This window comes from Amycolatopsis sp. w19 (assembly GCF_051373225.1).
GTDB lineage: Bacteria > Actinomycetota > Actinomycetes > Mycobacteriales > Pseudonocardiaceae > Amycolatopsis > Amycolatopsis japonica.
This window is the reverse complement of record NZ_JBPQFM010000005.1, coordinates 282,693-308,161: the sequence shown is the minus strand read 5'-3', so window position 1 is coordinate 308,161 and position 25,469 is coordinate 282,693. Positions and strand designations below refer to the sequence as shown.

The 25,469-nt window shown below is 69.4% G+C and carries 29 protein-coding genes; 11 read left to right on the top strand and 18 right to left on the bottom strand.

What is annotated here, in order from left to right; all coding sequences use genetic code 11:
* Positions 1 to 55 precede the first annotated feature (55 nt).
* Complete coding sequence (locus ACSMFO_RS14305) at positions 56 to 1,003, bottom strand: alpha/beta hydrolase (RefSeq protein ID WP_436458952.1); 948 nt, start codon at positions 1,001 to 1,003, stop codon at positions 56 to 58.
* Positions 1,004 to 1,147: 144 nt separating this feature from the next.
* Between ACSMFO_RS14305 and ACSMFO_RS14300 the strand changes: the two genes are divergently transcribed.
* The 5 genes from ACSMFO_RS14300 to ACSMFO_RS14280 all read left to right on the top strand — a co-directional run bounded on the left by ACSMFO_RS14300 (position 1,148) and on the right by ACSMFO_RS14280 (position 6,169).
* Positions 1,148 to 1,615 (top strand): MarR family winged helix-turn-helix transcriptional regulator, encoded by a 468-nt coding sequence (locus tag ACSMFO_RS14300; RefSeq protein WP_436458951.1) that lies wholly within the window; start codon positions 1,148 to 1,150, stop codon positions 1,613 to 1,615.
* 27 nt (positions 1,616 to 1,642) lie between these two features.
* Entirely contained in the window at positions 1,643 to 2,491 is an 849-nt protein-coding gene (locus ACSMFO_RS14295) for an SAM-dependent methyltransferase (RefSeq protein WP_174491988.1), read from the top strand.
* 112 nt (positions 2,492 to 2,603) lie between these two features.
* On the top strand, positions 2,604 to 3,140 hold the full coding sequence (locus ACSMFO_RS14290; protein ID WP_436458950.1) for a PadR family transcriptional regulator: 537 nt from the start codon (positions 2,604 to 2,606) through the stop codon (positions 3,138 to 3,140).
* A 9-nt stretch (positions 3,141 to 3,149) separates the two neighbouring features.
* Positions 3,150 to 5,168: an FAD-dependent oxidoreductase gene (locus ACSMFO_RS14285; protein WP_436458949.1), complete on the top strand. Its 2,019-nt coding sequence runs from the start codon at positions 3,150 to 3,152 to the stop codon at positions 5,166 to 5,168.
* Between the two features lie 23 nt (positions 5,169 to 5,191).
* Complete coding sequence (locus ACSMFO_RS14280; protein ID WP_436458948.1) at positions 5,192 to 6,169, top strand: prephenate dehydrogenase; 978 nt, start codon at positions 5,192 to 5,194, stop codon at positions 6,167 to 6,169.
* 77 nt (positions 6,170 to 6,246) lie between these two features.
* Here ACSMFO_RS14280 and ACSMFO_RS14275 read toward each other — a convergent pair whose 3' ends face one another.
* The 5 genes from ACSMFO_RS14275 to ACSMFO_RS14255 form a co-directional block, all read right to left on the bottom strand.
* A complete protein-coding gene (locus ACSMFO_RS14275; RefSeq protein WP_016330787.1) occupies positions 6,247 to 6,474 on the bottom strand; it encodes an antitoxin in 228 nt (75 codons plus the stop codon).
* 49 nt (positions 6,475 to 6,523) lie between these two features.
* On the bottom strand, positions 6,524 to 7,468 hold the full coding sequence (locus ACSMFO_RS14270) for a TauD/TfdA dioxygenase family protein (RefSeq protein WP_436458947.1): 945 nt from the start codon (positions 7,466 to 7,468) through the stop codon (positions 6,524 to 6,526).
* Positions 7,469 to 7,670: 202 nt separating this feature from the next.
* On the bottom strand, positions 7,671 to 8,009 hold the full coding sequence (locus ACSMFO_RS14265; protein WP_037333240.1) for a hypothetical protein: 339 nt from the start codon (positions 8,007 to 8,009) through the stop codon (positions 7,671 to 7,673).
* A gap of 72 nt (positions 8,010 to 8,081) precedes the next feature.
* Positions 8,082 to 8,429 carry a pYEATS domain-containing protein gene (locus ACSMFO_RS14260; RefSeq protein ID WP_436458946.1) on the bottom strand — a complete coding sequence of 116 codons (348 nt, stop codon included), beginning with the start codon at positions 8,427 to 8,429 and terminating at the stop codon, positions 8,082 to 8,084.
* 181 nt (positions 8,430 to 8,610) lie between these two features.
* Positions 8,611 to 10,575 carry an FUSC family protein gene (locus tag ACSMFO_RS14255; RefSeq protein WP_436458945.1) on the bottom strand — a complete coding sequence of 655 codons (1,965 nt, stop codon included), beginning with the start codon at positions 10,573 to 10,575 and terminating at the stop codon, positions 8,611 to 8,613.
* A 49-nt stretch (positions 10,576 to 10,624) separates the two neighbouring features.
* Here ACSMFO_RS14255 and ACSMFO_RS14250 point away from each other — a divergent pair, with 49 nt between their 5' ends.
* Positions 10,625 to 11,065, top strand: a complete 441-nt coding sequence (locus tag ACSMFO_RS14250; protein ID WP_073846095.1) for an SRPBCC family protein — start codon at positions 10,625 to 10,627, stop codon at positions 11,063 to 11,065.
* A gap of 221 nt (positions 11,066 to 11,286) precedes the next feature.
* On the opposite strand, the gene ACSMFO_RS14245 is transcribed toward ACSMFO_RS14250, so the two are convergent.
* The 6 genes from ACSMFO_RS14245 to ACSMFO_RS14220 form a co-directional block, all read right to left on the bottom strand.
* The gene (locus tag ACSMFO_RS14245; protein ID WP_436458944.1) at positions 11,287 to 13,890 is read right to left on the bottom strand and encodes a CHAT domain-containing protein; all 2,604 of its coding nucleotides are present in this window, start codon (positions 13,888 to 13,890) and stop codon (positions 11,287 to 11,289) included.
* A 42-nt stretch (positions 13,891 to 13,932) separates the two neighbouring features.
* On the bottom strand, positions 13,933 to 14,412 hold the full coding sequence (locus tag ACSMFO_RS14240; RefSeq protein WP_007030725.1) for a hypothetical protein: 480 nt from the start codon (positions 14,410 to 14,412) through the stop codon (positions 13,933 to 13,935).
* Complete coding sequence (locus tag ACSMFO_RS14235) at positions 14,409 to 15,014, bottom strand: RNA polymerase sigma factor (protein ID WP_007030724.1); 606 nt, start codon at positions 15,012 to 15,014, stop codon at positions 14,409 to 14,411. The genes ACSMFO_RS14240 and ACSMFO_RS14235 overlap by 4 nt, the downstream gene beginning before the upstream one ends.
* A gap of 331 nt (positions 15,015 to 15,345) precedes the next feature.
* Positions 15,346 to 15,516, bottom strand: coding sequence for a hypothetical protein (locus tag ACSMFO_RS14230; protein ID WP_360088698.1), 171 nt, complete (start codon positions 15,514 to 15,516; stop codon positions 15,346 to 15,348).
* A gap of 125 nt (positions 15,517 to 15,641) precedes the next feature.
* Entirely contained in the window at positions 15,642 to 16,358 is a 717-nt protein-coding gene (locus ACSMFO_RS14225) for an SGNH/GDSL hydrolase family protein (protein WP_400567231.1), read from the bottom strand.
* An 85-nt stretch (positions 16,359 to 16,443) separates the two neighbouring features.
* Complete coding sequence (locus ACSMFO_RS14220) at positions 16,444 to 17,076, bottom strand: NAD(P)-dependent oxidoreductase (RefSeq protein WP_436458943.1); 633 nt, start codon at positions 17,074 to 17,076, stop codon at positions 16,444 to 16,446.
* A gap of 96 nt (positions 17,077 to 17,172) precedes the next feature.
* Here ACSMFO_RS14220 and ACSMFO_RS14215 point away from each other — a divergent pair, with 96 nt between their 5' ends.
* Complete coding sequence (locus ACSMFO_RS14215) at positions 17,173 to 17,772, top strand: TetR/AcrR family transcriptional regulator (RefSeq protein WP_436458942.1); 600 nt, start codon at positions 17,173 to 17,175, stop codon at positions 17,770 to 17,772.
* Between the two features lie 439 nt (positions 17,773 to 18,211).
* On the opposite strand, the gene ACSMFO_RS14210 is transcribed toward ACSMFO_RS14215, so the two are convergent.
* Positions 18,212 to 18,715: a GbsR/MarR family transcriptional regulator gene (locus tag ACSMFO_RS14210; RefSeq protein ID WP_436458941.1), complete on the bottom strand. Its 504-nt coding sequence runs from the start codon at positions 18,713 to 18,715 to the stop codon at positions 18,212 to 18,214.
* 94 nt (positions 18,716 to 18,809) lie between these two features.
* Between ACSMFO_RS14210 and ACSMFO_RS14205 the strand changes: the two genes are divergently transcribed.
* The gene (locus ACSMFO_RS14205; protein ID WP_436458940.1) at positions 18,810 to 19,706 is read left to right on the top strand and encodes an ATP-binding cassette domain-containing protein; all 897 of its coding nucleotides are present in this window, start codon (positions 18,810 to 18,812) and stop codon (positions 19,704 to 19,706) included.
* On the top strand, positions 19,703 to 21,340 hold the full coding sequence (locus ACSMFO_RS14200) for an ABC transporter permease (RefSeq protein WP_436458939.1): 1,638 nt from the start codon (positions 19,703 to 19,705) through the stop codon (positions 21,338 to 21,340). The genes ACSMFO_RS14205 and ACSMFO_RS14200 overlap by 4 nt, the downstream gene beginning before the upstream one ends.
* Before the next feature lie 51 nt (positions 21,341 to 21,391).
* On the opposite strand, the gene ACSMFO_RS14195 is transcribed toward ACSMFO_RS14200, so the two are convergent.
* The 5 genes from ACSMFO_RS14195 to ACSMFO_RS14175 form a co-directional block, all read right to left on the bottom strand.
* Positions 21,392 to 21,715, bottom strand: coding sequence for a hypothetical protein (locus ACSMFO_RS14195; RefSeq protein ID WP_073846092.1), 324 nt, complete (start codon positions 21,713 to 21,715; stop codon positions 21,392 to 21,394).
* Between the two features lie 53 nt (positions 21,716 to 21,768).
* Positions 21,769 to 22,326, bottom strand: a complete 558-nt coding sequence (locus ACSMFO_RS14190; RefSeq protein ID WP_125731737.1) for a TetR/AcrR family transcriptional regulator — start codon at positions 22,324 to 22,326, stop codon at positions 21,769 to 21,771.
* Between the two features lie 63 nt (positions 22,327 to 22,389).
* Positions 22,390 to 23,175 carry a metal-dependent hydrolase gene (locus tag ACSMFO_RS14185; RefSeq protein ID WP_436458938.1) on the bottom strand — a complete coding sequence of 262 codons (786 nt, stop codon included), beginning with the start codon at positions 23,173 to 23,175 and terminating at the stop codon, positions 22,390 to 22,392.
* A gap of 54 nt (positions 23,176 to 23,229) precedes the next feature.
* The gene (locus tag ACSMFO_RS14180; protein WP_016330770.1) at positions 23,230 to 23,583 is read right to left on the bottom strand and encodes an STAS domain-containing protein; all 354 of its coding nucleotides are present in this window, start codon (positions 23,581 to 23,583) and stop codon (positions 23,230 to 23,232) included.
* A gap of 214 nt (positions 23,584 to 23,797) precedes the next feature.
* Positions 23,798 to 24,106, bottom strand: coding sequence for a WhiB family transcriptional regulator (locus tag ACSMFO_RS14175; RefSeq protein ID WP_037315146.1), 309 nt, complete (start codon positions 24,104 to 24,106; stop codon positions 23,798 to 23,800).
* A gap of 136 nt (positions 24,107 to 24,242) precedes the next feature.
* Between ACSMFO_RS14175 and ACSMFO_RS14170 the strand changes: the two genes are divergently transcribed.
* The gene (locus ACSMFO_RS14170) at positions 24,243 to 24,659 is read left to right on the top strand and encodes an ATP-binding protein (RefSeq protein ID WP_016330768.1); all 417 of its coding nucleotides are present in this window, start codon (positions 24,243 to 24,245) and stop codon (positions 24,657 to 24,659) included.
* Positions 24,656 to 25,429: a SigB/SigF/SigG family RNA polymerase sigma factor gene (locus tag ACSMFO_RS14165; RefSeq protein ID WP_436458937.1), complete on the top strand. Its 774-nt coding sequence runs from the start codon at positions 24,656 to 24,658 to the stop codon at positions 25,427 to 25,429. Before ACSMFO_RS14170 ends, ACSMFO_RS14165 begins: the two co-directional genes overlap by 4 nt.
* Positions 25,430 to 25,469 lie beyond the last annotated feature (40 nt).

Genomic DNA, 25,469 nt, shown 5'->3' with positions numbered 1-25,469 from the left:
GAAGTGTTGTCCAGGGTGACGCGTGTCACCCTGGACAAACCGGGTTCCGGACTACTCAGCCTGCGAGAGCGGTACGCAGCACGCCGATCGCCTGCTTTGTCGCGGCCTCCGCGGCGTGCGTTTCGCGCAACGTGTTGAGCATGACGAAGTCGTGGACGATGCCCTGGTATCGCACGGCCGTCACCGGCACACCGGCCTGACGCAGCTTCGCGGCGTACGCCTCGCCTTCGTCGCGCAGGACGTCGGCCTCGGCCGTGATCACCAGCGCGGGCGGGAGACCGGCCAGCTCGTCGAGGCTCGCCCGCAGCGGCGACGCGGTGATTTCCGCGCGCTGCGCCGGGTCGGTCGTGTACTGGTCCCAGAACCACTTCATGCCGTCGAGCGCGAGGAAGTAGCCCTCGGCGAACCGCCGGTAGGACTCGGTCTCGAAGCTGGCGTCGGTGACCGGGTAGAAGAGCACCTGCTGGCGGAAGGTGACGTCGCCGCGCTGCTTGGCGAGCAAGGTGAGCGCCGCGGTCATGTTCCCGCCGACGGAGTCCCCGGCGATCGCGATCTTCGTGCCGTCGAGTCCGTTTTCGGCGCCGTGCTCGGCGACCCACTTCGCCACGGCGTAGTTCTGCTCGATGGCGACCGGGTAGCGCGCCTCCGGCGAGCGGTCGTATTCGGGGAAGACGACGGCCGCTCCCGCGCCGACGGCGAGCTCGCGGACCAGACGCTCGTGGGTGTGGAAGTTCCCGAAGACCCAGCCGGCGCCGTGGATGTAGACGATCACGGGCAGCGGCCCGGTCGCGCCCCGCGGCCGCACGATGCGGACCTCGACGCCGTCCACGTGCGTGGTCTCGACGTCCGCGGCGGGCAGTTCGACGTCGCCGCCCTGGACCTCGTCGACGGCCTTGCGTCCTTCCTCCGGCGGCAGCTGGAAGAGGAACGGCGGCGTGGCGGTGGCCTCGACGAAGGCCTGCGCGGCCGGTTCGAGGGCCAGGTTGTGCGGGTTGGCGGTCATTTCTGCCTCCTGGGTTCCGACGTCGACGCAGTAAAGGTAGCTCGCAACTCAGTTGTGCACAACTAAAATGCACCCAAGGAGATTTACCCCACTCCCATGGCGAGGTGCGGCATGATCGGCGCACCATGGGGAGAAGGAGGACCGATGCCCACGGACAACACCGGGTCGCTGTGCCTGGACGATCAGCTGTGCTTCGGGCTCTACGCGGCATCGCGGGCCGTCACCGCGCTTTACCGCGTGGTGCTCGACGAACTGGGCCTGACCTATCCCCAGTATCTGGTGATGCTCGCGCTCTGGGAGGAGGACGAGCGGCTGGTCAAGGAGCTCGGCACCGTGCTGAACCTCGACTCCGGCACGCTGTCCCCGCTGCTCAAGCGGCTGGAGAAGTCCGGACTGGTCCAGCGCGTCCGGCAAGCCGACGACGAGCGGTCCGTGCGCATCAGCCTGACCGGGAAAGGCGCCGCGCTCAGGGAACGCGCGAGCGGGATCCCGAAGATCATCGGTGACGCGATGGGGCTCGACGCGGCCGGTCTCGCCCGCACCCGCGCGGAGCTCGATCGCTTGACCGAATCCGTGAACGCCTACCGCGAGGCCTACGTCCCGGCCGGTTAGCATGGGATTTCCGGCGCGGACAAAGGGATGACGATGATCGATCACGACGCGGCGCTCAAGGCCGTCGAGAACAGCTTGGACCGGCCGTCCGCGGCCCGCGTCTACGACTACTTCATCGGCGGCGACACGCACTACGCCATCGACCGCAACTTCGCCGAGAAGGTGCGCGAGCGCCTGCCGCTCATGGGCGACTACTGCAAGACCAGCAGGCAGTTCCTCGGCCGGGCCGTGCGGCACTGCGCGGAACTGGGCATCAAACAGTTCGTCGACATAGGCTCCGGGCTGCCGACCGCGGGCAACGTGCACGAGGTCGCCGACGAGGCGCGACCGCAGGAGGACACGCACGTCCTCTACATCGACAACGAGCCGATCGCGCTCGCGCATTCGACGCTGCTGCTCGCCGACACCGCCGATCCGGACCGCCACCACGCGATCGCGGCGGATCTGTTCGATCCCGAGGACCTCTGGAACCGGGTGATGGACTCCGGCATCATCGACGTCCGCGAACCGATCGCGCTGGTGGTCAACGCGGTCATGCACTTCATCAAGGACGAACAGGACCCGGACGGGCTGCTGGACTTCTACCGCGACCGGCTCGCGCCGGGTTCGCTGCTGGTGCTCTCGCAGATGACGAACGAGAACCCGGCCAACGACGAGGAACGGCAGGCGCTGCTGGACATCCTCGAGTACTACGAGACCACGACGAACCCCGGTTTCCTGCGCACCATGGACGAGTTCCGGCGTTTCTTCGGCGGCTGGCCGCTGCTGGAGCCGGGCCTGGTCTACGCGCCGGCGTGGCACCCGGACGAGAAGACGATCTTCGCCGCTTCGCCGTCGGAGTCCCGCGTCATCGGCGGGATCGCCCGCAAGCCGTAGCTTTTTCCCGTGAAGGCCCCCTTCCCTCGGCTCAGCCGAGGGAAGGGGGCCTTCACGCGCTTGTGACGTGCGTCGCCTTGCAGTGCAACTAGGTGCATATGAAACTAGGTGCATGGCACTGGAGCACGCGATCCTGGTCTCGCTGTCCGAGCGATCCGGCTCGGGCTACGAGCTGACGCGCCGCTTCGAGAAGTCCATCGGACTGTGGTGGAGCGCCACCCACCAGCAGATCTACCGCGTCCTCAAGCGGATGGAGGACGCGGGCTGGATCACCGTCGACCAGGTCGCGCAGTCCGGGAAACCCGACAAGAAGGTGTACACCGTCGGCGACGCGGGGCGGGCCGAACTGGCCCGCTGGCTCGCCGAACCCGATCCGTCGGCCACCGCCAGGGAGCTCGCCGTGAAGATCCGCGGCGCGGCGCTCGGCGATCCGGCCGCCGTCGCCGCCGAGGTCACCCGGCATCGCGACGCGCACGCGGCACAGCTCGACGCGTACCTGCTGATCGAGAAGCGCGACTTCCCCGACCCCAACGTCCTCAGTGGACAGTCGTTGCACCAGTTCCTCGTGCTGCGCGGAGGAATCCGAACCGAACAGGGCCACGTCGAGTGGCTCGAAGAAGTCCTCCGGGCATTCCACCACGATGCGTAAGGACCAGCGATGAGCCCGTACCCGAACCTGCTGTCCCCTCTCGACCTCGGCTTCACCACCCTGCGCAACAGGGTGATCATGGGTTCGATGCACACCGGCCTCGAAGACAAGGAAGCGCATTTCCCGCAACTGGCCGAGTATTACGCCGAACGTGCCCGAGGCGGCGTAGGGCTGATCGTCACCGGCGGTTTCGCGCCGAACCGGACCGGCTGGCTCCTGCCGCTGGCGTCGAAGCTCTCGACGCGCGCGGAAGCCAAGGTGCACAAGCAACTCACCGATCCGGTGCATGAGGCGGGCGGAAAGATCGCGCTGCAGATCCTGCACGCCGGCCGGTATTCCTATCACCCGCTGAGCGTTTCCGCGTCGGGTATCAAGGCGCCGATCAATCCCTTCAAACCACGGGCCCTTTCCGGATACGGCGTGCTGCGCCAGATCCGCGCTTTCGCCGATTGTGCCTTCCTGGCGAAGGAAGCGGGCTACGACGGCGTCGAGATCATGGGCTCCGAGGGCTACTTCATCAATCAGTTCCTCGCCGAGCGGACCAACAAACGCACCGACAAATGGGGTGGCAGCGCGGAAAACCGGCGGCGGGTCGCCGTCGAAATCGTGCGCCGCACGCGGGAAGCGGTCGGCGAGGACTTCATCATCATCTACCGGCTGTCCATGTTGGACCTCGTCGAGGGCGGGCAAAGCTGGGAAGACGTCGTCGCGCTGGCCAAGGAGGTCGAAGAGGCGGGCGCGACGATCATCAACACCGGCATCGGCTGGCACGAGGCTCGAGTGCCGACGATCGTGACGTCCGTGCCGCGTGCGGCCTTCACCTGGGTGACCGGGAAACTCAAGCCGCACGTCGGGATCCCGGTGGTCACGTCGAACCGGATCAACATGCCCGAGGTCGCCGAGGAGGCGCTGGCCGGCGGCGACGCCGACCTGGTGTCGATGGCGCGGCCGTTCCTCGCCGACCCGGAGTGGATCCGGAAGGCCGAGACCGGGCGCGAGGACGAGATCAACACCTGCATCGCGTGCAACCAGGCCTGCCTCGACCACGCCTTCAAGCGGAAACTGGTGTCCTGCATGGTGAATCCGCGCGCGGGCCACGAGACGACGCTGACGTTGTCGCCGACGCGGAAGACCAAACGCGTCGCCGTCGTCGGCGCGGGTCCCGCCGGGCTCGCGGCCGCGACCGGCCTCGCCGAACGCGGGCACGCGGTCGAACTCTTCGAAGCCGACGACGAGATCGGCGGCCAGTTCGGGATCGCGCGCAAGATCCCGGGCAAGGAGGAGTTCGCGGAGACCATCCGGTACTACACGCGGCGGCTGGAGGTCACCGGCGTCAAGGTGCGCCTCGGCACCCGCGTGGCCGCCGCCGATCTGGTCGACGCGGGGTTCGACGAGGTCGTGCTGGCCACCGGCGTGACACCGCGGGTGCCGTCGCTCCCCGGTATCGACCATCCCAAGGTTCTGTCCTATGTGGACGTCGTCCGGCACGGGAAACCGGTGGGCGGCAAGGTCGCCGTGATCGGCGCGGGCGGGATCGGCGTGGACGTCAGCGAGTTCCTGACGCACACCACCTCCCCCGCCCTCGATCTGGACGCGTGGATGGCCGAATGGGGCGTCACCGATCCCGAGCGGGCCGCGGGCGGGCTGACCGAGCGGAAGGTCGAGCCGTCACCGCGGCAGGTCTTCTTGCTGCAGCGCAAGAAGTCCGGGATCGGCGCGGGGCTGGGCAAGACCAGCGGCTGGGTGCACCGTGCCGCGCTGAAGGCCAAGCGCGTCGAGCAGCTCACCGGGGTCGCCTACGAGCGGATCGACGACGACGGCCTGCACATCACCGTCGGTGACAAGCCGCGCGTGCTCGACGTCGACACCGTCGTCGTCTGTGCGGGACAGGAGCCGGTGCGCGACCTCGTCGACGACCTGCGGGCGGCCGGACTTCCGGTGCACCTGATCGGCGGCGCCGACGTCGCGGCCGAGCTGGACGCCAAACGGGCCATCGATCAGGGAACCCGCCTGGCCGCCGTTCTCTGACGAGTGGCCTAGTAGATGGCAGGATGAGCCTTGTGCGGGACGTATGCGTGATCGGGCTCGGGTTGATCGGTGGTTCGCTGCTGCGCGCGGCGCATTCGATCGGCCGCACCACGTTCGGGGCGACGACCTCCGAAGCTGACGCGGACGCCGCCAGCAGAGCGGGTTTCGACGTCACCACACAGGTCGAAGCGGCGCTGAGCAAGGCGGCGGAGCGGGACGCGATGATCGTGCTCGCGGTGCCGCTGCCCGCGGTCGAAGAGGTGCTCCGTACCGTTTCGCGGGTCGCCGGGCATTGCGTGCTCACCGACGTGACCAGCGTGAAGGGGCCGGTGCTCGACTCGGTGCGGCGCCGCGCGCCGTACGCGAAGTTCGTCGGCGGGCATCCGATGGCCGGGACGGCGAACTCGGGCTGGAAGGCGAGCAATCCGGCGTTGTTCGGCGGCGCGGCGTGGGTGCTGGGCGTCGAGCACGACACCGATCTGACGGCGTGGGCGGAGGTCGCCCAGCTCGTACTGGACGTCGGCGCGCACGTCGTGCCGCTGCCCGCGGACTCGCACGACGAGACGGTCGCGCGGATCTCGCATCTGCCGCATATCTTCGCGGCCATCCTGGCCACGATCGGCGCGCAGGGCGGGCCGCTGGCGATGTCGCTGGCCGCCGGGTCCTATACGGACGGCACGCGGGTGGCCGGGTCGAGCCCGGCGCTGGTGCGGGCGATGACCGAAGGCAACCGGGACGCGCTGCTGCCGATCGTCGACGAGGCGCTCGGGCGGCTGGGCGCGGCGCGGGGTTCGCTGGCGTCGACGGGCGGTCTCGCGGTGACGGTCAACGCGGGCCACGAGGGCGCGCAAGCGTTTGCGGCCAGTAAGGACGCGGAACGCGCTGGGGTGCGGGTCAGCCTGACCGCCCCGGACGCGCGCGACGGCCTGATCGCGCTCGGCGAGCGCGGCGGCCGGATCACGGCCATCGAAGGCGACATCGCGATCGGCGAGGTCTCCTGACGCGTTTCGTCCTCTGAATGCGGTCCTTGCGTGTGCAAGTACCGCATTCAGAGGACGAAATGCGGGAGGTGGGGGGGTTACTGGCCCTGCGGCGGGTTCTGGGGCTGGGGGTTGTCGGGGGTGTCGTCGAACTTGTTGATGAACCCCTTCGCCTTCTCGACACCCGAGTCGATCTGGGAGTCGTGACCGGAGAACTTCGACTTGGCGAAGTCGGCCGCCTTGTCCAGGCCGCCCTCGATCTTGTCGTTGTGCTCGCGGAGAGCGTCGGTGGCCTTGTTCTTCAATTCATCGAAGTTGATGCCCATGGCCACATCGTCACACAGGTACGAGTGAACACGCCTCGACGATCACCCGTCATGGGGACGCTCGGAACGGCCGGTCGCCCGCGATGGCGACGCGTTCGGCCACCCGCGCGTACGGGTGGTAGTCGTTGACGGCGTAATGCTGCGTGGCGCGGTTGTCCCAGAAGGCCACCGAACCCGGCCGCCAGGCGAAGCGCACCTGGAACTCCGGGATGTGCGCCCGGCTGAACAGGTACCGCAGGAGCCTGTCGCTCTCGTCGCGGTCGATGCCGACGATGTGCGTCGTGAAGGCCTGGTTCACGAAGAGGGTGCGGCGTCCCGTTTCCGGATGCGTGCGGACGACCGGATGCTCGACCGGCGGGAACGCGTCTTGGTGGCGCAGCAGGAGTTCCGGGTCGGAGAAACGGTCGAAGCCGGGGATGAAGTCGTGCACCGCGGTCAACCCGTCGACGCGTTCGCGGACGTCTTCGGGCAGGTTGTCGTAGGCGGCGGCCATGTCGGCCCACATCGTGTCGCCGCCCACCGGCGGGACCTCGATCAGCCGCAGGACCGAACCGAGCGCCGGCGCGGGCCGGAACGTGACGTCCACGTGCCAGATGTTCTCGAACGCCGGCATGGTCGCGGACCGGGCGAACCGCGTGGTGTCCTCGGTCTCGCCCTGAGGGATGAACGGGTTCGTCTCCAGTTCGCCCCAGTTGGCGGCGAACGCGCGCTGATGCGCCGAAGTGATGTCCTGATCGCGGAAGAACAGCACCTTCCACTCCAGCAGCGCGCGGTTCAGCTCGGCGTGGAGCTCGGATGTCAGCGGACGGGCGAGGTCGACGCCGCCGATCTCGGCGCCGATCACCCTTCCCAACGGGCGTAGCGAGAAAAGCTCGTACGGACGCTCCTCTACGCCTTCCGGCAAACGCCGCAGCAGACGCGGCCCTTCGAAGATCCCGCCGTCGGGGACGGTCGCGGGGCGGAGACCGACACGGTCGGGCAGTTCGATGGACATGGAGGCTCCCTGGATTCACCGTCGGACGACTTGGCGAGATGAGGAGCTACGCGGGCGGAGAGCCCAAACGTCCACGGCGCAGGAAGAGCGCGACGGCACCTTCACCCACCGAACGGATCGGCGAGGACTCCAGGATGGCGGACACGTGGCCATCGTGGGCGTGTTCTGGCATGCGGTCAATACCGTCCACGAGCCGGGACGATCAACGCCTCCGCTCGGAGGGGAAGCTGCCCGACCACGTGTTCCGGTGCTCGCGTGGCCGCAGCGCCTCGGCCAGCACCCACTGCGAATGCGTCGTGCCGCCCCGGCCCACCGGGCCGAGCTGGAAGGTGACCCAGCCGACCCAGTGCCCCGTCGTCGTCGCCCGCCACATCCCCAGCAGCCCGGGGACGGTGGCGGTGAGATCCAGGCCGTCGGGCAGGCGGGTCTTCACCGCGCCGACGGGGTACACCAGCGTGAGATCGACCCAAACGGGCTGGTTGGGCCGGACCATGTGCAGGTGACGCGGCCCCGGCGGCAGCGTGTCACCAGTGTCGAGCATGCGTCGATTATGCGTGAAAACTCGAACATTAGTTCGAGATGATGCTCACCCATCCCCCGTCCGGGTGGGTGGTCAGAAGTTGATGTACCGCTCGAGCCGCAGCGGCGTCGCCCGGCCTTCGAGGTGGACGTCGGCCGTGAGGTTGAACATCCCCCAGCCCGCGGTCCTCAACGCGAAGTCCGTCTTCCGGTCCGTGACGATCCGGTTCGGCTCGTAGAAGGTCGGGTGGAGGTGGTAGGCGACCTTGGTGACGCGGTCGAGATCGCGGTCGTCGTCTCCCACGAGGAAGGCGTGGATGCCGTGGTACTGGTAGTTGTCCCGGTCCAGTTGCTTCTCGCGTCGTGCCGTGTGGGCGAGGTGGATCGTGTTGACGCTGGTCGTGTCCGGCCGTGGTTCGTCCGAGCCTGACCCCCGAGGCACCGGCCTCGAAAGAAGCGCCCTGGCTCACCCGGCTCGTGATCGTGTCGGCGAGCCGATGGAGCGACGACCGGAACTTGATCACCAAGCCCACGATGAGCACCGGCCAGATCAGGCTTTGGATCAGCGGTATCCAGTCCTTCATCGAGCCCCCAGGAAGCCGGTCCGTCCGGACCAGGATGCCTCAGGCGCGGCGGTGATACGGCAGGAAGCGCCGGACCAGCCGCAACGGCGCGCGTTCGACGAGGTCGGGACCGCGCACGGCGTCGAAGGCGGCGCCGATCTGGTCGACGACGCCGGACAGCCGTTCGTTGTCGGGCATCGGCATCTCCGCCGGATCCCGTTCCTCGCGGACGGCGGCCGCGAGTTCGGTGAGGGCCGCCGTCAGGAGCGCGACATCGGCTTCGTCGGGGGCAGGGGCGCCGCGTCCGAGGGTGACGCCGACCTCGGTGACGGCGTCGGCGACGCGTTCGAGCCCGGCGATCACCGGCCACCAGGCGACGGCCTGCCGTCCGGCGGCGGAGGGTTCGACGACGACCTGCTGGAACGCGGTCCGCAGGTCGGCCAGTGCGCGGTAGGCGCGGCGGCGGGCGCGTGAGCGTTCCAGCCGGGCCTCGCCGGACGGCGCCAGCACGAGTCCTTTGTCGACGTACTTCACCAGGCTGTCGAGGCTGTCGGCGAGCCGTCCGCCGACCTGCGGCCGACGGCTTCCCGGCCAGAGCAGGTAGCCGAAGATCAGGACGATCGCGCAGCCGAGCACGGTGTCGACGAGCCTCGCGAGCACGATGTTCCAGCTTCCGGTGCTGGCGAGATCCATCTGCAGGATGATCAGCGGCGTCACGAAGGCGCTGAGGATGCCGTAGTTGCGGACCTTGCCGACCGCGACGCCGCCCGCGAAGACGGCGATCAGCAGGACCAGCAGCCAGCCTTCGCCGCCCGCGGCGAGTACGGCCGCGCCGATGCCCACGCCGATCACCGTGCCGATGCCGCGCAGCACGGCGCGGCCGAAGACCGAGCCGAAGTCCGGTTTGAGGACGATGCCGACGGTGAGCGTGATCCAGTAGGACCGTTCGAACGGGACGAGCAGCGCGACGACTTCGGCGATCGCGACGCACAACGTGAGGCGGAGCGCGGCGAACCAGGTGAGCGGGCCGGAAACGAGCGAACCCGCCCAGCCGCGAAGGCGTTTGTGCCACGGCTGGACCTCGCGCCGCTTCCGGTTGTCGCCCTTGCCTATCCGGGCGAGCCCGGCGTAGAGGGCGGCGAGGACCGGGTCGGCGTCTTCGGGCGCTTCGGGCGGCTCCGGGAGTTCCTGGTTCGCGAGGACGGCGGCCGAGGTCGCGATGAAGTGGTCGATCACGTCGTCCGGGGCGTGGCGGCCGGCGTTGACCATCGCGACCGATGCCTCGACGGCGGGGGTGCTGGCCGAGAGCAGGTTGAGCAGCTGGCGGTAGGTGGCGTCGCGGCCGGACAGCCAGGAGCGGGCGGTGAGCAGCCGGTCGTACGCGGTGTTCATCGCGGTCGTGAGCTGGTGCCGCGCGACGCGGGAGGTGGCCTCGTCGGTCGCGGAGAGCATCGCGGCGAGCTCGACGTAGACGTGTGCGACGGCGCCGCGTTCGGGGCTGGTGGCGCGGAAGGTCCAGGTGGCGAGCGCGATCAGCAGGCTCCAGGCGGCGCCGACGCAGAAGTAGCCGAGGAGGACTTCGACGCGCAGGCCGGTGACGTGCTGGCCGGTGCCGAGCACGCAGAAGACGAACATCTGCAGTCCGGCGACCGACGCGTTGCTGCCCGCCGCGCTGATCAGCGCGGACACCGCCGCGACTCCGACGACGACCGGGATGGACGCGGCGGGGATGCCGCCGGTGATCAGTCCGGCGAAGTAGCCGAGACCCGCCGCCGCGGTGGCGCCGCCGAGCCGCCGGGCGCGGTAGCGGTACGGGCCGGCGGATTCGGAAAGGACGGTCGGCAGGGCGCCGGTGGAGACGAGCGCGCCGACTCCGATGTCGCCCAATGCGTAGCCGACGGCGAGTGGGACGGCGAGGGCGAGGACGGCGCGGGCGACCATGTTCCACGGAATGGGAACGGGTGTGCTGCGGAGCAGCTGCACCAGCCAATGTGGTGCGGCGATCTCGCGGCGCGGCGTGCTCACGTCCCTATCTTTACTTATCCGTGGCGCTCGGAGCGGTTATCGTCGCCACATGGGCAAGACGTACTCCTTCGAGGTCAACCGGACGAGCAGCGCCTCGCCCGCTTCGCTGTTCGCGCTGGAGGCCGACGGTTCCCGGTGGTCGGAATGGGCGAAGCCGGTGGTGTTCCACTCGCGCTGGGCGCGGGAACCGGGCGCGGACGGCGTCGGCGCGGTGCGGGCCGTCGGCCTGTGGCCGGTATATCTCCACGAAGAGACGCTGGAGTACGAACAGGACCGAAAGCACGTCTACGGCTTCGCGGGGCTCGCGCTGCTGAAGGACTATCGCGCCGAAGTCTCGTTCACGCCGAACGCTTCCGGCGGCACGGATCTCCGGTGGACCGGCCGGTTCACCGAACCGCTGCCCGGGACCGGCGCCGGCATCCGCACGGCCCTGCGCGCCGTGATCTCGATCCTGGCCACCCGCCTGGTGAAACACGCCGAACGCGCCTGACCCCACCCCCCGCCCTTCCCAAGGGGGGCGACCCCGAGTCCAGTCTACCGGCGGAGGGCGACGGGAACGGGCGCTCGGCGGAGTTGTCCACAGACGACGATGGTTGTGGACAACTCCTGTGGGTAGGCGAAGGACGCCATAGCCACATTGGACGCGGCGAAGGGAGCTTTCGCCGCATGAGACGCGGTGAAGGACGCTTTCGCCCCATAAGCGAGAGAACGTCAGCCCGCGCCCAGGCACAGGAAAGGGCGCCGCAGCGGATCGGCGGCGGTCGCTTCCGCGAGCGCCAGAGCGGGCGCGGTCCCCAGCGCCAGCCGCCGGTGCAGATCGGTCATCGCGGCCGCGGCCGCCTTGTCGCCGACCCGCGCGATCGCGCCGATGACCGTCCGCGAACCACTGGCGAGCAACGTCCCGGCGAAACCGAGCGCCTCCTCGCCGGGCCGGATGTGACTCATCGCGAGTTCGCACGCGGCCAGCACCACCCGTTCCGGCGGTTTCGCGAGCCGGGCGGTTTCGTGCGCGTACAACGGGCCGTCGACCAGTTCCAGCCGCGAGAACAACGCGTTCGCCGGTTCGTGCGCGCCGTGCGCGACCAGGTGCGCCATGCCGGAACCGTCCAAAGCGGACAGGACGGTGTCGCTGGTCGCGTCCTTCCCGTCGACCAGCCGGGCGTGCGGGTACACGGCCCGCAGGTTCCGCACCTCACCGACCGAACCCGGCACCCCCGGCCCGCCGGCGAGCAGCACCGGGCCGGAGTTCCGCCGCCCGGACGCGGTCACCCAGGCGGTCGCCGACGGCGCGATCGACACCGGATGTCCGTGCAGCGAAGGCAAAGCGCCCCAAGGCAACGCGTACAGCGAACCGATCGGCACGATGATCAGCTCACGGTTCTCCAGCGTCTTCGCCAGCGACGCGGAGATCAGCCGGTCCAGTTTGTCCGCCCGGCGCCGCGCGGAACCGGTGACGACCTCGACCAGCGGCGCGGGCAGGTTGTCCGGCGCCAGCGCGTCGAGGTCCGCGTGCAACTGCCGCGCGGTCTCGACGATCTCCCCCAGCGGCCCCAGCTTCAGGAGCCGGAACCGGCCGCGGTCGACGACCACCGCGTACAAGGTGTCTCGATACCCCATCAGGCTGACCAGCACGCGATCACCGAGCCGCTCGACCACCTCTTCGGGTGCCGAGACGGGCCTCGGGCGACCCCACTGGCTGGTGTACCACCCGAGCCGCGTCGCCTCCCGCTGCAAACGGTCGTAGCGCTCCTCGAGCTGTCCGACCGGTTCACCGGACAGCCGCCGCGCCTGGATCGTCCCCTGCACGTGGCGCATTTCGTTGATGTGCCGGGCGAGCGCGGGATCTTCGATGACCGGGAGCGGCTCGTAGCGGTACACCTGCGCGCGCGTGCGTTCCAGCCACGCGAACAGGCTCTTCGCCCCGGCGCCGCTGCGCCTCGCCTTCTTGAGCACCAGCGTCAGCGCGAGTTTGCCCAGCTCTTCGCCGTGCGCCGCCGTCCCGCAGACGAGGTCGAGCCCGCCCATGCGGTCGCGGATCTGCCCGAGTTCCGCCAGCCCGGCCCGTGCCTGCGCGAGCGCCGAACGCGGCCGGTGGGACGCCACCGCGAGTTCGGCCCGGCACAACCGCAGCTGCATCCGGTGGTCGATCGGCGTGGTCTGCCGCGGTTTCGGCACCTGCGCCAGCAGTGCTTGGGCGGCGGCCGTCTCCCCGCGACGGATCAGCAGCCGCACCGCGAACATCCGCGCCGCGCCCGCTTCGTCGCGCAGACCCAGGCCCGCCAACCGGATGGCGAGTTCGGCCAGTCGCTCCGGCAGTTTCGCGGGCGGTTTCTTCTCCCTGTCCGCCAAGACCTTCACCGCGTCCGCGCGGAGCCTGGTCAGTTCGGCGATCTCCGCCCAGCGCCCCTTGCCGCGCCGCAGGAAACTCCGCCGCGCCGACGCCGCGAGCTTCTTCGCCAGCGCGTAGTCGCGTTCCAGGATCGCGGCACCGGCCCTGGCGACCTCCGCTTCGGCGACGAGATGCACCGCGCCGTTGTGCCGAAGTTCCGGAATGGCGTCGTCGAGGTGCCGCGCCGCCTCTTCGGCGAGCCCGGCGGTGAGCAACGCTTTCGCCTGGTCCAGCCGGACGAGCGGCAGCGAACCGGGCCCGTCGGTCACGAAGATCGCGGCGGCCTGCTCGTAGTGCCGGAGCGCTTCCGGGATGTCGCCGAGCAACTGCGCGTGATCACCGAGGTTGTGCCGGATCTTCCCTTCCAGCAACCGGTGACCGTGCTCGACCGCGAGGTCCGACGCCTCGACGAGGTCACGGTACGCCGCGTCCGGATTGCTCATCTCCAGATGCAGCCACGCACGGTTCACCAGGGACCTGGTGAGCACCGCGCTGTACTTGCCCGCCTCGGCGGCCAACCCGGGGAGGAAGGCGTTGTTGAGCGCGAGCGACTCCTCCAGGCGCCCCGCTCGCATCAGGACGACGGCGCGCTGAAGTCCGACGACGAAGCGCAGTTCGTGCCGCACGTCGCCACCGGGCAGCAACAGCCGGATGCGTTCCGCCTCGTCCAGCCGGGCGAGACCGTCCTCTTGGGACACGAACTCCGCCTCGGCCGCCGCCAGGCTGATCAGGATCCGGACCCGGATCTCCAGCCGGGCGACCAGATCCGCGTCCACCGGGCCGAGCAGCGTGAGCGCGCGCCGCAGCAGACGGATCGGCCTGCTGAGCCCGTGATCCGAGGCGGCGGCCCTCGCTTGGCGATGAAGGTCGGCCGCTTCCTCGGCTACGGGATCGACGACAGGAGGAGACGGCGCGGGCACACGCACTATGGGAGCACACCCACGCCGCATAACGGAACAGCCGTCCGGTTACAGCACCACTGTGGGGGTCACGACCGTTCGGCGACAGGTCACGTCGCCGAGGTGGATCACGATCTGGGTGGTGCCCTGGGGGACGTTGTCCAGCACGAACCGGCCTCCTTCGTCGGCGGTGGTGGAACTCGTGCCGTGCTCGGCGACGCGAACCTCCACTCCGTACTCGCCGGCGGGCACGAGCCAGCCGTCGATCCGGTGCTTCTTGCCGATCTTGGTGAGGTTGATCATCACGGTCAGGTCGCTGACGGTGAAGGTGATCGTGCCGGTGTCGCTGCCGCGAACGCCCGCGGTGGCGTCCATCCGTTCCCAGCGGGCGACCTCGACGTCGAGGTTTTCGAGCGCGAGCGCGAACTGAACCCGCTGCACCAGGTCTCCCGGTGGCGGGTCCAGTTCGTCCATGAAACGTCCGATATCGGCGAGCAAGGCCTCATCGCCCGGGGAGGTCATCTCCCCCGGCGTCCCGAGGTCGTTCATCGGCTTCCCCCTTCGTGGGCCAGCAGGTCGCGCATCGATTCGAGGCAACGGCCCCTGGTCGGGCCGACACTTCCGCGTGGCATACGGAGTGCTTCGGCGACCAGTTGGTATTCGGCCCGCCCGGCGAGCACGGTCAGCCGAAGGAGCTGCTGACAGCGGTGCGGCAGGCGGAGGAAGGCGCGCCAGACCCGGCGATCCCGGTCGGCGCGGACGGCTTCCTCTTCGGGGGCCGGATGGGTGCTCTCCATGCTTTCGGCCAGCTCGTCGGTCAGCGGGACGGGCTGAGCGCGGCGGCCGAAGGGATGCTGGGCCTCGCGCCTGGTGGTGGTGATCAACCAGGCGGCGAGCGCTTTGGGGTCACGAAGTTTTTCGAGCTGGCTGAACAGGGCCAGCCACACCGTTTGGACCACGTCCTCGGCGGTCAGGCGATCGAGCCCGTTCGCGCGCGCGACATGCCACACGAGCGGGGTCAGCTCGTGCACAAGTCTGTCCATCGCCTGGCGGTCACCGGCCCGCGCCGCACGCATGCAGGCGGCATGCAGGTCGGCACCGGTCAGTCCTTCCCATGGCGGGTCTACCTCGGTCGTTTGCACGTCGGTCACCGTATCTGCCCCACTTCGGACGTGTCTTCGTGTCGGCGCTGGCAGTATCGCGGGCCCTTCGGGGAGAAGGAGCGTGCAAGAGGCTCTGGGATACATCAAGTCACTAACTTTTTTGTCGAGTTTTCGGTCGTCCCCCTCGGTGTGGGCGGAGGACAAAGGCACCGGCCGGCGCGAGTAGGTGTGGACTGCGCACCGGCCGGTCCTTTTTTCCCTCCCCCCGGGCCCGCTCCCCAACGGGCCCGCGTCCGGGCGTCCCCCTCCCCCGAAGGAGCACCCGGAGGTGATGCCCGGCGGCCCCCTCGGCCTCCGGACATCACCTGTCTGTGTCGGTTCAGTTCACCGGCGGGTCGGTGCTGTGCGGGTCCCAGTTGCCGTCGGGGCTGGTGCCGGGACGGGGCGGGACCGGCGCCGTGATCGGCTTCGGCTTCGGGGTCGTCTCTTCGAGGTCTTCGGTGGCCGTGGCCTCGTCGTCGACGGGCGCGGTGTTGGTCTCGGTCGTCATCGGGTGTCCCTCATTTCCTCGACTGCTCCATAGGACGCAACGAGGCTGCCACCAGATACACGCAGAGCCAGCTTTTTCGTGGAAATTTCTTAATCTGTGGCATGCGAGTGACCTGATCAGCGCTTTCAGTCCGAAAAGGTGTCGCTGAGTAGCCGGCGGCTCACGTCCGCGAGTTGCCCGGCCCAGCGCCGATAGCCCTCGGGACCGGGGTGGAAACGGTCCTCGGCGAAGGTCGCGGGGTCCAGCATCGCGGCAGGCATCGGGACGTGGACGACGCCGGGCAGCAGGGCCAGCCGGGCGGCCGCGGCGTCGAGGACGGCCGACCGCGCGCCGAGGACGTCCCGCAGCGGACGCGGCAGCGAGGGGAACCGGCCCATGGGCGGCACACCGGCCAGCACCACCGGGACCCGTCCCACGCGACGTCGCAGTTCGACGATCAGGTCGAGCAGGTCACGCCGGTAGCGCGTGGCCGAATGCAGTTCGATCGTGTCGTTGACGCCGAGTGCGATCACGACGAGGTCGGCGGGTTCGAGCAGCGGCAGCAGGTCCTCGCGCACCACGCGGGCGTTGGCGCCGGTCCGGCCGAGTGCCTGCCAGGCGACCGCGCGGCCGTCCCGCGCGAGTTCCTCCGCGAGCCGTCCGGTCAGTGCCTCGGCGTGCGTGGCCGCACCGACCCCGTCCACAGTGGACTCGCCGAGCACCGCGAGCCGCACCGGGTCGCCGTCGCCCGCCACCAGGCCGCTGACCGGCCCCGCGGCACCGGGTAGCCTGGGCGTCGTACGGCGCACCCGGACGGCTTGCGCGAGCAGGATCGGGGCGAGCACCACCGCACGGCTGATCACCTCGCGACCTTACTGCCGCGTTTCGTCCTCTGAACGCGATCGTTGCGCACGCAACAACCGCATCGAGAGGACTGAACGCGGGAGGTCAGCCGTGGGCGATCGAGACCGTCTGGCGGACGAGCGAGTCGTCCGCGGCCGCGCGGAGCAGGTAATCGGCGACGTCGGCGCGGTTGATGCTGTAGCTCCCGCGGACGTTGCCGTCGGTGCGCGCGGCGATCTCGCCGGTGTGCGGCCCGTTCAGCAGACGCGGCGGACGCACGATCGTCCAGTCGAGGTCGCTCGCGCGCACGATCCGCTCGGCGCCGATCATGTCCGTGAACGCGTGCCGGAGGATCCTGCCCAGGATCGGCTTGACGACGTTCCTGGTGAAGAAGGTGTCGCCGTCGACGAACGGGCCGCTGGCGCTCACCAGCAGCAGCCGCCGGACACCCGCCGAGCCGAGCGCGGCGACGGCGGCGTGGGCCCCGTCGGTGACGATGGTCGTCGGGTTACGGTCGCGGGCGCCGAGGGCGGAGATCACCACGTCGCGCCCGGACACCGCCTCGGTCAGCGCGCCGTGCTCGGACAGCCGCGCGACGACCACTTCCAGCTGTTCTCCTTCGACGTCCAGCCGGGACGGGTCGCGGACGACCGCGGTGACGTGGTGGCCGGCGGCCAGCGCCTGCTTGACGACTTCGGAACCGACCCCGCCCGTGGCACCGAGAACAGTGAGCTTCATGGTCACGCCTTCCTGGGTTAGTGAACACTCACCCACTATGGTGAGTGTTCACTAACCACTTGTCGAGCGAACGCTGAGAAGCCCTCAGGAGCGAACATGGGAAGCCGCGAGGAGATCGTCGCCGCGGCGGCGAAGGTGATGCGCGAGCAGGGCTACGCGCATGCCACGACGAAGGCCATCGCGCAGGCGGCGGGCTACTCCGAGGCGTTGCTGTACAAGCACTTCAAGGACAAGACCGAGATCTTCACGAGCGTGCTCACCGAGCGGCTGCCCGCGCTCGGGTCGACCTTGGACGAGCTGATGGACACCGCTGGGACGTCTTCGGACACCCCGCTCGCGGCGAACCTCGCCCGGCTGGCGCGGATCACGCTGTCGTTCTACCTGGAGAGCTTCCCGATCGCGGTGTCGCTGTTCTCCTCACGGGAGTTGCTCGCGACCCACCGGGAACGGGTCTTGAGCAGGGACCGCGGACCGGACGTCCCGCTCGTGCGTGTCGCCGAGTATCTGAAGGAAGAGGCCCGGCTCGGCAGGATCCGCGAGGACGCGGATCTGGACGCTGCGGCGTCGTTGCTGCTCGGGGCGTGTTTCCAGTACGCGTTCCTGGCGTCCTTCGAGGACCGCGAACCGTCCCCGAGGGAGCTGGACGAGTGGGCGGAACGGCTCGCGGGCACACTCCTGGTCGCGGTGGCCTCGTGAGTGTTCAGGACGGTTCCACCCGTCCTAGGCTTCGGTCCGTGAAGGTTCTAAGGGCGTGTTGCGAAAGCCACTTTCGCAACCTTCAACGTTGCGAAAGTGGCTTTCGCAACCCCGGTCAAGACCAGACATGCGTGGACGACGCTCGGCGACAACCGGGCACGCGAAACCACCCGACCGTAGGCATGGAGGACAGGGCTGGTTCTAACCGTCCTTGCCACTCACGAGGACGTGGCACCGCACTCACGTGATCGAAGCCGGAACTCGCGAGTGCGGCATCCAGTCACACGAGTCACGCCTCCGCGCACGCCGCGCCCCGTCTGCCAGTCCGTGAAGGCCTCCTTGAGAGACTCTGGGTCCCTCAAGGAGGCCTTCACGGACCTTCGACCCAGCAGGTACAGAGGACGGTTCTAACCGTCCTCACTCACGAGGCCCGATGGCCCTACTTGCCCTTTTCGGCCCGCATCTCGTGCCACTTCGCGTACATGTCGTTGAGCTCCTTGATCATGAAGCTCAGGAAGTCGCGCATCTCGGCGACCCGCTCGCCCGCCGGCGTGTCCGCCCCCAGCGCCGAAACGCCCTCGTCGGCCGCGTCGCGCCACATGGTGATCATGCGGTCGCGTTTCATGAAGGTGGCGTACCAGAGGTCGTCGAAGAGCCGGTAGTGGTCGCGGCGCGAGCCTGGCTCGCGTTCCTTGGCGACCAGCCCGATCTGCTCCAGGTACCGCACGGCCCCCGAGATCGCGGCGGGGCTCACCGAGAGCTGGTCGGCCAGCTCGGCCGCGGTGAGCCGGCCGGCGTCGGTGGTCATCAACGCGGCGAACACCCTGGCGGGCATCCGCTGCATCCCGATCTGGGAAAGCGTGAGGCCCAGGTGCTCCACGTAACGGCGGACGGCGTCCTCGTCTCTCTGCGTGCTCGAAGCACTCTCAGGCGTCGTCGTCATGGGCACATCCTCTCTTACTTCCCCCAGAGTGATCACACCATCCATACGTTTTCTTAACTTCACAACTTCGTGAAATCACTGTACCTTCAGCTTCATGGAAAACGCCATCTCCATCTCCGGCCTCCACAAATCCTTCGGCCGGACCAAGGCTTTGGACGGCCTTGACCTGCGGGTACCCGTTGGGGAGGTGCACGGCTTCCTCGGCCCGAACGGCGCGGGGAAGTCGACCACCGTCCGGGTCCTGCTCGGTCTGCTCCACGCGGACTCGGGCGACGTCCGCCTGCTCGGCGGCGACCCATGGAAGGACGCGGCGAGCCTGCACCGGCGCCTCGCCTACGTCCCCGGTGACGTGAACCTCTGGCCCAACCTCTCCGGCGGCGAGGTGATCGATCTGCTGGGGCGCCTGCGGGGCGGGCTCGATCAGCGCCGCCGCAAGGACCTCGTCGAACGCTTCGACCTCGACCCCAAGAAGAAGGGGCGCACCTACTCCAAGGGCAACCGGCAGAAGGTCGCGATCGTGGCCGCGCTGGCCTCGCACGTGGACCTGCTGATCCTCGACGAGCCGACCTCCGGCCTCGACCCGCTGATGGAGGCCACCTTCCAGTACGCGATCCAGGAGGAGCGCGAGCAGGGCCGCACGGTGCTGCTGTCGAGCCACATCCTGGCCGAGGTCGAGGCGCTCTGCGACAAGGTCAGCATCATCCGCAACGGGCGCACCGTCGAGACCGGCACGCTCGCCGAGCTCCGGCACCTCACCAGGACGTCGATCTCGGCCGAACTCGCCGGTCCGCCGAACGGGCTGACCGAACTCCAGAACATCCACGACCTCAAGGTCGAGCGCAACCGGGTCCGCTTCGACGTCGAAACCCGCTCCCTCGACGAAGCGCTGCGGCAGCTCACCCAGGTCGGCGTCCGCAGCCTGACCAGCCAGCCACCGACGCTGGAGGAGCTGTTCCTCCGCCACTACGCAGGCGAAGCGAGCGCGAAATGACCGCGACGCTGGAGCGCCCGGCCGTCGTTTCCGGGCCGGCGCACGGACTGGTCGGCACCTGGCAGCTCACCCGGCTGGCGCTGCGGCGGGACCGGATCGTCCTGCCGATCTGGATCGTCCTGCTCGGGATCATGCCCTCGACGTCGTCGGGCACGTTCGAAACCCTGTACCCGACGGCCGCCGAACGGGCCGGGCTCACCGCGAGCATGGGCGCGAACCCGTCCCTTTCGCTGATCTACGGCCCGGCCTTCGACCTCTCGACCGCGGGCGGGTTCACCGCGTGGCGGCTCGGCGGTTTCCTCGCCCTGGTCATCGGGCTGATGGCGGTCTTCACCGTCACCCGCCACACCAGGGCCGAGGAGGACTCGGGCCGTGCGGAACTGCTGGCCTCCGCGGTGGTCGGCCGGTACGCCCTGCTGACCGCGGGTGTGCTGGTGTCGGCCGGGGCGAGTGTCCTCATCGGACTCGTCGAGACGGGGCTGATGATCGGCGCGAAGCTGCCCGTCGAAGGTTCGCTCGCGCTCGGCGCCGCCACCGCGGCGACCGGTCTGGTCTTCACGGCGGTCGCCGCGGTCGCCGTCCAGGTGGCCGAGTACTCGCGGACGGCCAACGGGATCGGCGCCACCGCCGTCGGGGTCGCGTTCCTGCTGCGCGCCGTCGGTGACTCGACCTCGGACGCGACCTGGGTCTCCTGGCTTTCCCCGATCGGGTGGGCACAGCGGATCCGGCCGTTCGCCGACGAACGCTGGTGGGTGTTCTTGCTGCCGCTGGCCGCGACCGTGGTCGTCGGCGCGATCGGTTACGCGCTGCTCCCGCGGCGCGACGTCGGCACCGGCATCGTCCCGCCGCGTCCAGGACCCGCCGAAGCCGCGGCGTCGCTGCGTAGCCCGTTCGCGCTGGCGTGGCGCCTGCACCGGGGCCCGTTGATCGGCTGGCTGATCGGCACGGCGGTCTGCGCCGCGGTGTTCGGCTCGGTCGCGACCGGGATCGGCGACGTCGTGGGGGAAAGCCGGCAGGCGAAGGAGATCTTCCAGCGCCTCGGCGGCACGGACGGGCTGATCGACGCCTTCATGGCGGCGATGACCGGACTGTTCGCCATGGTCATCGCGCTCTACGGGGTGCAGGCCGCGTTGCGGCTGCGCGCCGAGGAGACCGCGGTGCGGGTCGAGCCGCTGCTCGCGACGGGCGTCGGCAGGATGCGGCTGCTGGGGAGCCATCTCGTGTTCGCGTTCGGCGGCACGGCGCTGATGATGGTCGTCAGCGGTGTCCTCTTGGGACTGTCGAACGGGATGCGGTCCGGCGGTGCCGGTGACGCGGTCGGCGACATGGTGGTCGCGTCGCTCGCGCAGCTTCCGGCGGTGTGGGTGATCACCGGGCTCGCCGTGACGCTCTTCGGCCTGGCGCCGAAGTTCACGACGGCGGCGTGGGCGATCGCCGGGCTGGCGTTGCTGCTCAGCCTGTTCGGCCCGGTGCTGAACCTGCCGCAGGCGATCGTGGACGCCTCACCGTTCTCGCACGTTCCGAAGCTGCCCGCCGCGGCGTTCACCGCGACACCGCTGGTCTGGCTGACCGGGGTCGCCGTGGTCGCGCTCGTGGCCGGGCTCATGGGCTGGCGGCGTCGCGACGTCGGCTAGCCACAGGGGATGACCGTGGAGGCCGTTCATCGGGGGCGGCCTTCACGGTCATCAGTCGCTTCGGAACCCGGTGGTCGTCGAAGGCGGAAGCACCGTCGACGTCGGTGTAGGCGTCACGGTCCGGGTCACCGTGCGCGGCGCCGGCGTGCTGGTCCGCGTGATGACGAGCGGCTCCGGAGCGCTCCCCGGCACGGTCACCGTGACCGGCCCGACCGAACGGGACGTCGAGGTCGGGGACGGGGTGGTGCCGACTTCGTAGACGCGGGGCTGTGGCTCGCGGCCGGCGACCAAAAGCGCGGCGACGAGCAGCCCGGTCGCGAGACCCGCGATGGCCGCGACCGTGACGGAACCGGTGGTGGGACCCTGACTGGACATCCGGCACCCCCTCGCCATGCGAAGCGCAGGTACGAGGACTTCTCGCGTTGATCTTACGTTTTGTTACGTAGCGTGCGCAAACCGTCGACAATGATCCGCACGAGATGCCGCTCTTCGAGTGAGTACCGTTCGGCGGCGAGGCACCCGGCGATCAGGGCGCGCAGATCGTCGCCGTCGATGTCCTCGCGCACCGCGCCCGCGGCCTGTGCCCGCGTCAGCAACGCCTGCGTCGCCGAGCGGAACTCGTCGCCCGCGCTCGCCTTGAAACCCAGCCCGGTCGTCTCGGCGAGCGCGTCGCAGAGGGCCCGGTTACGGGACGCCTGCTGGACGACGCGTCTGAAGAAGTCGAAGAACGCTTCGCCGGGGTCTTCGGCGGTCAGCAACTCGCGGGCTTCCCGCGCGAACTGTTCGAGACGGTCCACGACGACGGCCTGGAAGAGCGCTTCCTTACTGGGGAAATGCCGGTAGACGGTGCCCGCGCCGACACCGGCCATGCGGGCGATCTCGTCGAGGGGTACGGCGAGGCCGTCGACGGCGAAGGCCTCTTCGGCGGCCGCGAGCACCTTCGCTCGGTTGCGGCGCGCGTCGGCGCGCAGCACGGGCTTGTCCACTGTTCCCCCTCCTCAACCGGGTCCGGCGTTCCGATTCAACGCCGGCGGCGACGAGGGCATTCCTCACTGCACCGCGGTCTGCGTCCCGTCCGGCGTGAGCAGCCCTTGGACCGTGGTGAAGAGGTACTCCCAGACACCCGGGATCAGCACCACCGCGGCGACCGCGAACACCGGGAAGATCAGCCGGTTTTCCACCTTCTTGCCGGTGCGGAACCGCAGCGGCTTCGGCGGCCGGATCTCGTACCAGGTTTCGCCCGCGATCGGGATCGGGAACAGGAACGGGCAGCCGGACTCGGTCAGCGCGTCGCCGAGGCAGTGCACGAAACACCCGGCCGCGACGGCGATGCCGAGCCAGCCGGAGATCTCCGCGAGCTGCGCCGACTTGTCCGGCGGGGCGGTCCACACCCACCAGCCGACGGCCGCGCCGCTGACCGGCAGGAGCCAGTCGCCGAGCGCGCCTTCCGCGAGCAGCAGGCCGAGGACGACGACGCCGAACACGGCCCAAGGCCCGCCCTCGGCGGTCCCCCACGAGGTCAGGAAGCCGAGGCCGACGGCGAACAAGACGGTGTGCGAGAGATGGCGGTGCTTACCGGTGACCTTCTCGTCCCGAGGTCCCTTGGTCAGCGCGTAGAGAGCCGCCGAAACGCGGCGAAGCATCCATGAGATCGCGCCGGTGAACCAGCCGAGCAGCTTCGACGCGCGAGCGCCCGGGTGGTCGAGGTCGGGAAGGAGGGCGAAACCCGCCGTGGTCGCGGCGAAGACGACCGCTTGGTGCACTGTCCCCGCTCCGACGGCGGGCGCGAGCGCGAGGCCCGCGCACCACCCCGTCAGGGCATGCGTCCGCCCCATCATCTTGCTGCCCCCAGGTGTCGCGGATCACGAGCCCACGACCGTAGCGGGGGATCAGGCGGGGGGCTCCTCCGACACGCTGAGGTGCTCGGCGACGCCGGTGAGCTCGATCACGCGGCTCACCTGGGGGCTGGGCACCAGTTCGAGCTCGACCGCCTTCTCGGCGGCCTGGCGCTGCGCCTGGAGCACCACGTTCAGCGCCGAGGAGTCGAAAAAGGTCACGCCGGTCAGGTCGGCGACCACCCGGCCCGACGGTTTGTCCGTGATCAGGGCCCCGAGGGTCTCCTGAAGCTGCGGGCTCGTCAGCAGGTCGAGCTCACCGGTGACCACCACACGCGGTTCAGACGCGTCGGCGTCCAGCGTGATGCTGAAACCGGGCGGCGTGGTGTTCTGGTCCGCTGCGGGCATGCACATTCTCCTCATCAGGTGAGAACCGACGCTCAGCGCCGGAACGCGCCTGTGGTCTCAAGCGACGGCCGCGCCCAGTCCGGACACGGACGCACGCTCTTCTTCGGCGGGTAGGCGTGGCTGTCCCCGCAACGACAGTCCCAACCCTAACCCAGTACGGACGGGGCGCCACGATCGCCGTCGTGCGCGTCGCCGACCGGTGCCCGGGGCGCGCTCAATGCGCGGTCAAGGCCTTGCGCCCGGCGCGGCGTTCACGAAGGAACAGCTCGCGACGCTCGATCTCGCCGAGGCCACCCCAGATGCCGTACGGCTCCTGCACCGCGAGCGCGTGCTTGCGGCACTGCGCCAGCACGGGGCATGTCTGGCAGATCGCCTTGGCGCGCGATTCGCGCCGCTCACGGGCGGAACCGCGTTCGTTGTCCGTGTGGAAGAACAAGCTGCTGTCCGCGCCTCGGCACGACCCACGGAGCTGCCAGTCCCACTCTTCCGCCACCACGTTCGGCAGCCGGCTCACGTCAGCCATGTCGGTCCCCGCCTTCCAAGGAGATCGTTTGTCGCCGGTTACATGCCCGCCCCCTGCACGGCTCAAACGTGGGTTTGGTTTGCTCACACCCAGGGCATGTGACCCATCGGCAGCGCAGCTCGAGAGAGGAACACACGTGGTGGACAACACCCCGCCCGGCGGGGAGGGCGCTCAACTCATCGAGGTACGCACGGCCGCGGTACCGCACGTGGTACCCACTCTCCGTACGATCGTCGCGGATATCGCGATGCGCCAGGACTTCGATCTGGACGCCGTCGAAGACCTCCGGATGGCGGTGGACGAGGCCTGCTCCATGCTGCTCCCCTCGGCCGCCGACGGCCATCTGACCTGTGTCTTCTCGTGGAAGGACGGGCGGATCGAGGTGACCGTCTCGGTGCTTTCGGACTCCCCGGAGCCCGACGACGAGACCGGTCTGTCCTGGCAGCTGCTCACCGCGCTCGCGACGTCCGCGCGGCGGAGTGTCACCCCGGCCGACGGCGGCTACCTGTCCAGGGTGGAACTCATCCGGGAGAGCGAGGCGGCCCGGCCGTGACCGAACCCGTCGAGCAAGACGGCGCGGATGTCCCGGTCCTGTTCGAGCGCATGTGCGCGCTGCCCCCGAACGCCCCCGAGCGCGAGGCGCTGCGGGACGAGCTGGTGCGCGCGCACCTCGAACTCGCGCGCAATCTGGCGCGCAAGTTCCGCAACCGGGACGAGTCGATGGAGGATCTGGTCCAGATCGCGACGATCGGGCTGATCCACGCCGTCGACCGGTTCGATCCCGGTCAGGGCAGCGACTTCCTGGCCTTCGCGGTCCCCACCATCTCCGGCGAGCTGCGGCATCACTTCCGTGACAACAGCTGGTCGGTCCGGGTGCCGCGGCGGCTCAAGGAGCTGAACGCGAACATCTCGGCCGTGCGCGAGGAGCTCACCGTCCGGCTCTCGCGTGCGCCGAAACCCAGTGAGATCGCCTCGCATCTCGGCGTCCCGATCGACGAGGTCTACGAGGGCCTCCGGGCCGGCCAAGGCCGCTATGGGGCCTCGCTGGACAACCTCCTGGAGAACTCGGCGCACACCCGCTTCGGCGAGGCGGACGCGAATCTGAGCCAGGCGGAGCTGCGGGAGGCACTGCGGCCGATGCTGGAACGGCTGCCCGATCGCGAGCGCAAGATCGTCGCGCTGCGGTTCGGATCCGGGATGAGCCAGTCGGATATCGCGCGCCGTGTCGGTGTTTCCCAGATGCAGGTGTCAAGACTGCTGGCCGCCACGCTCAAGAAACTGCGTGAAGGACTGACCGAGACGGAACTCACCGACGGAGTCTGATTCGACCTCGGCCCTTGTGGGTATCAGGGAGGCGAACAGC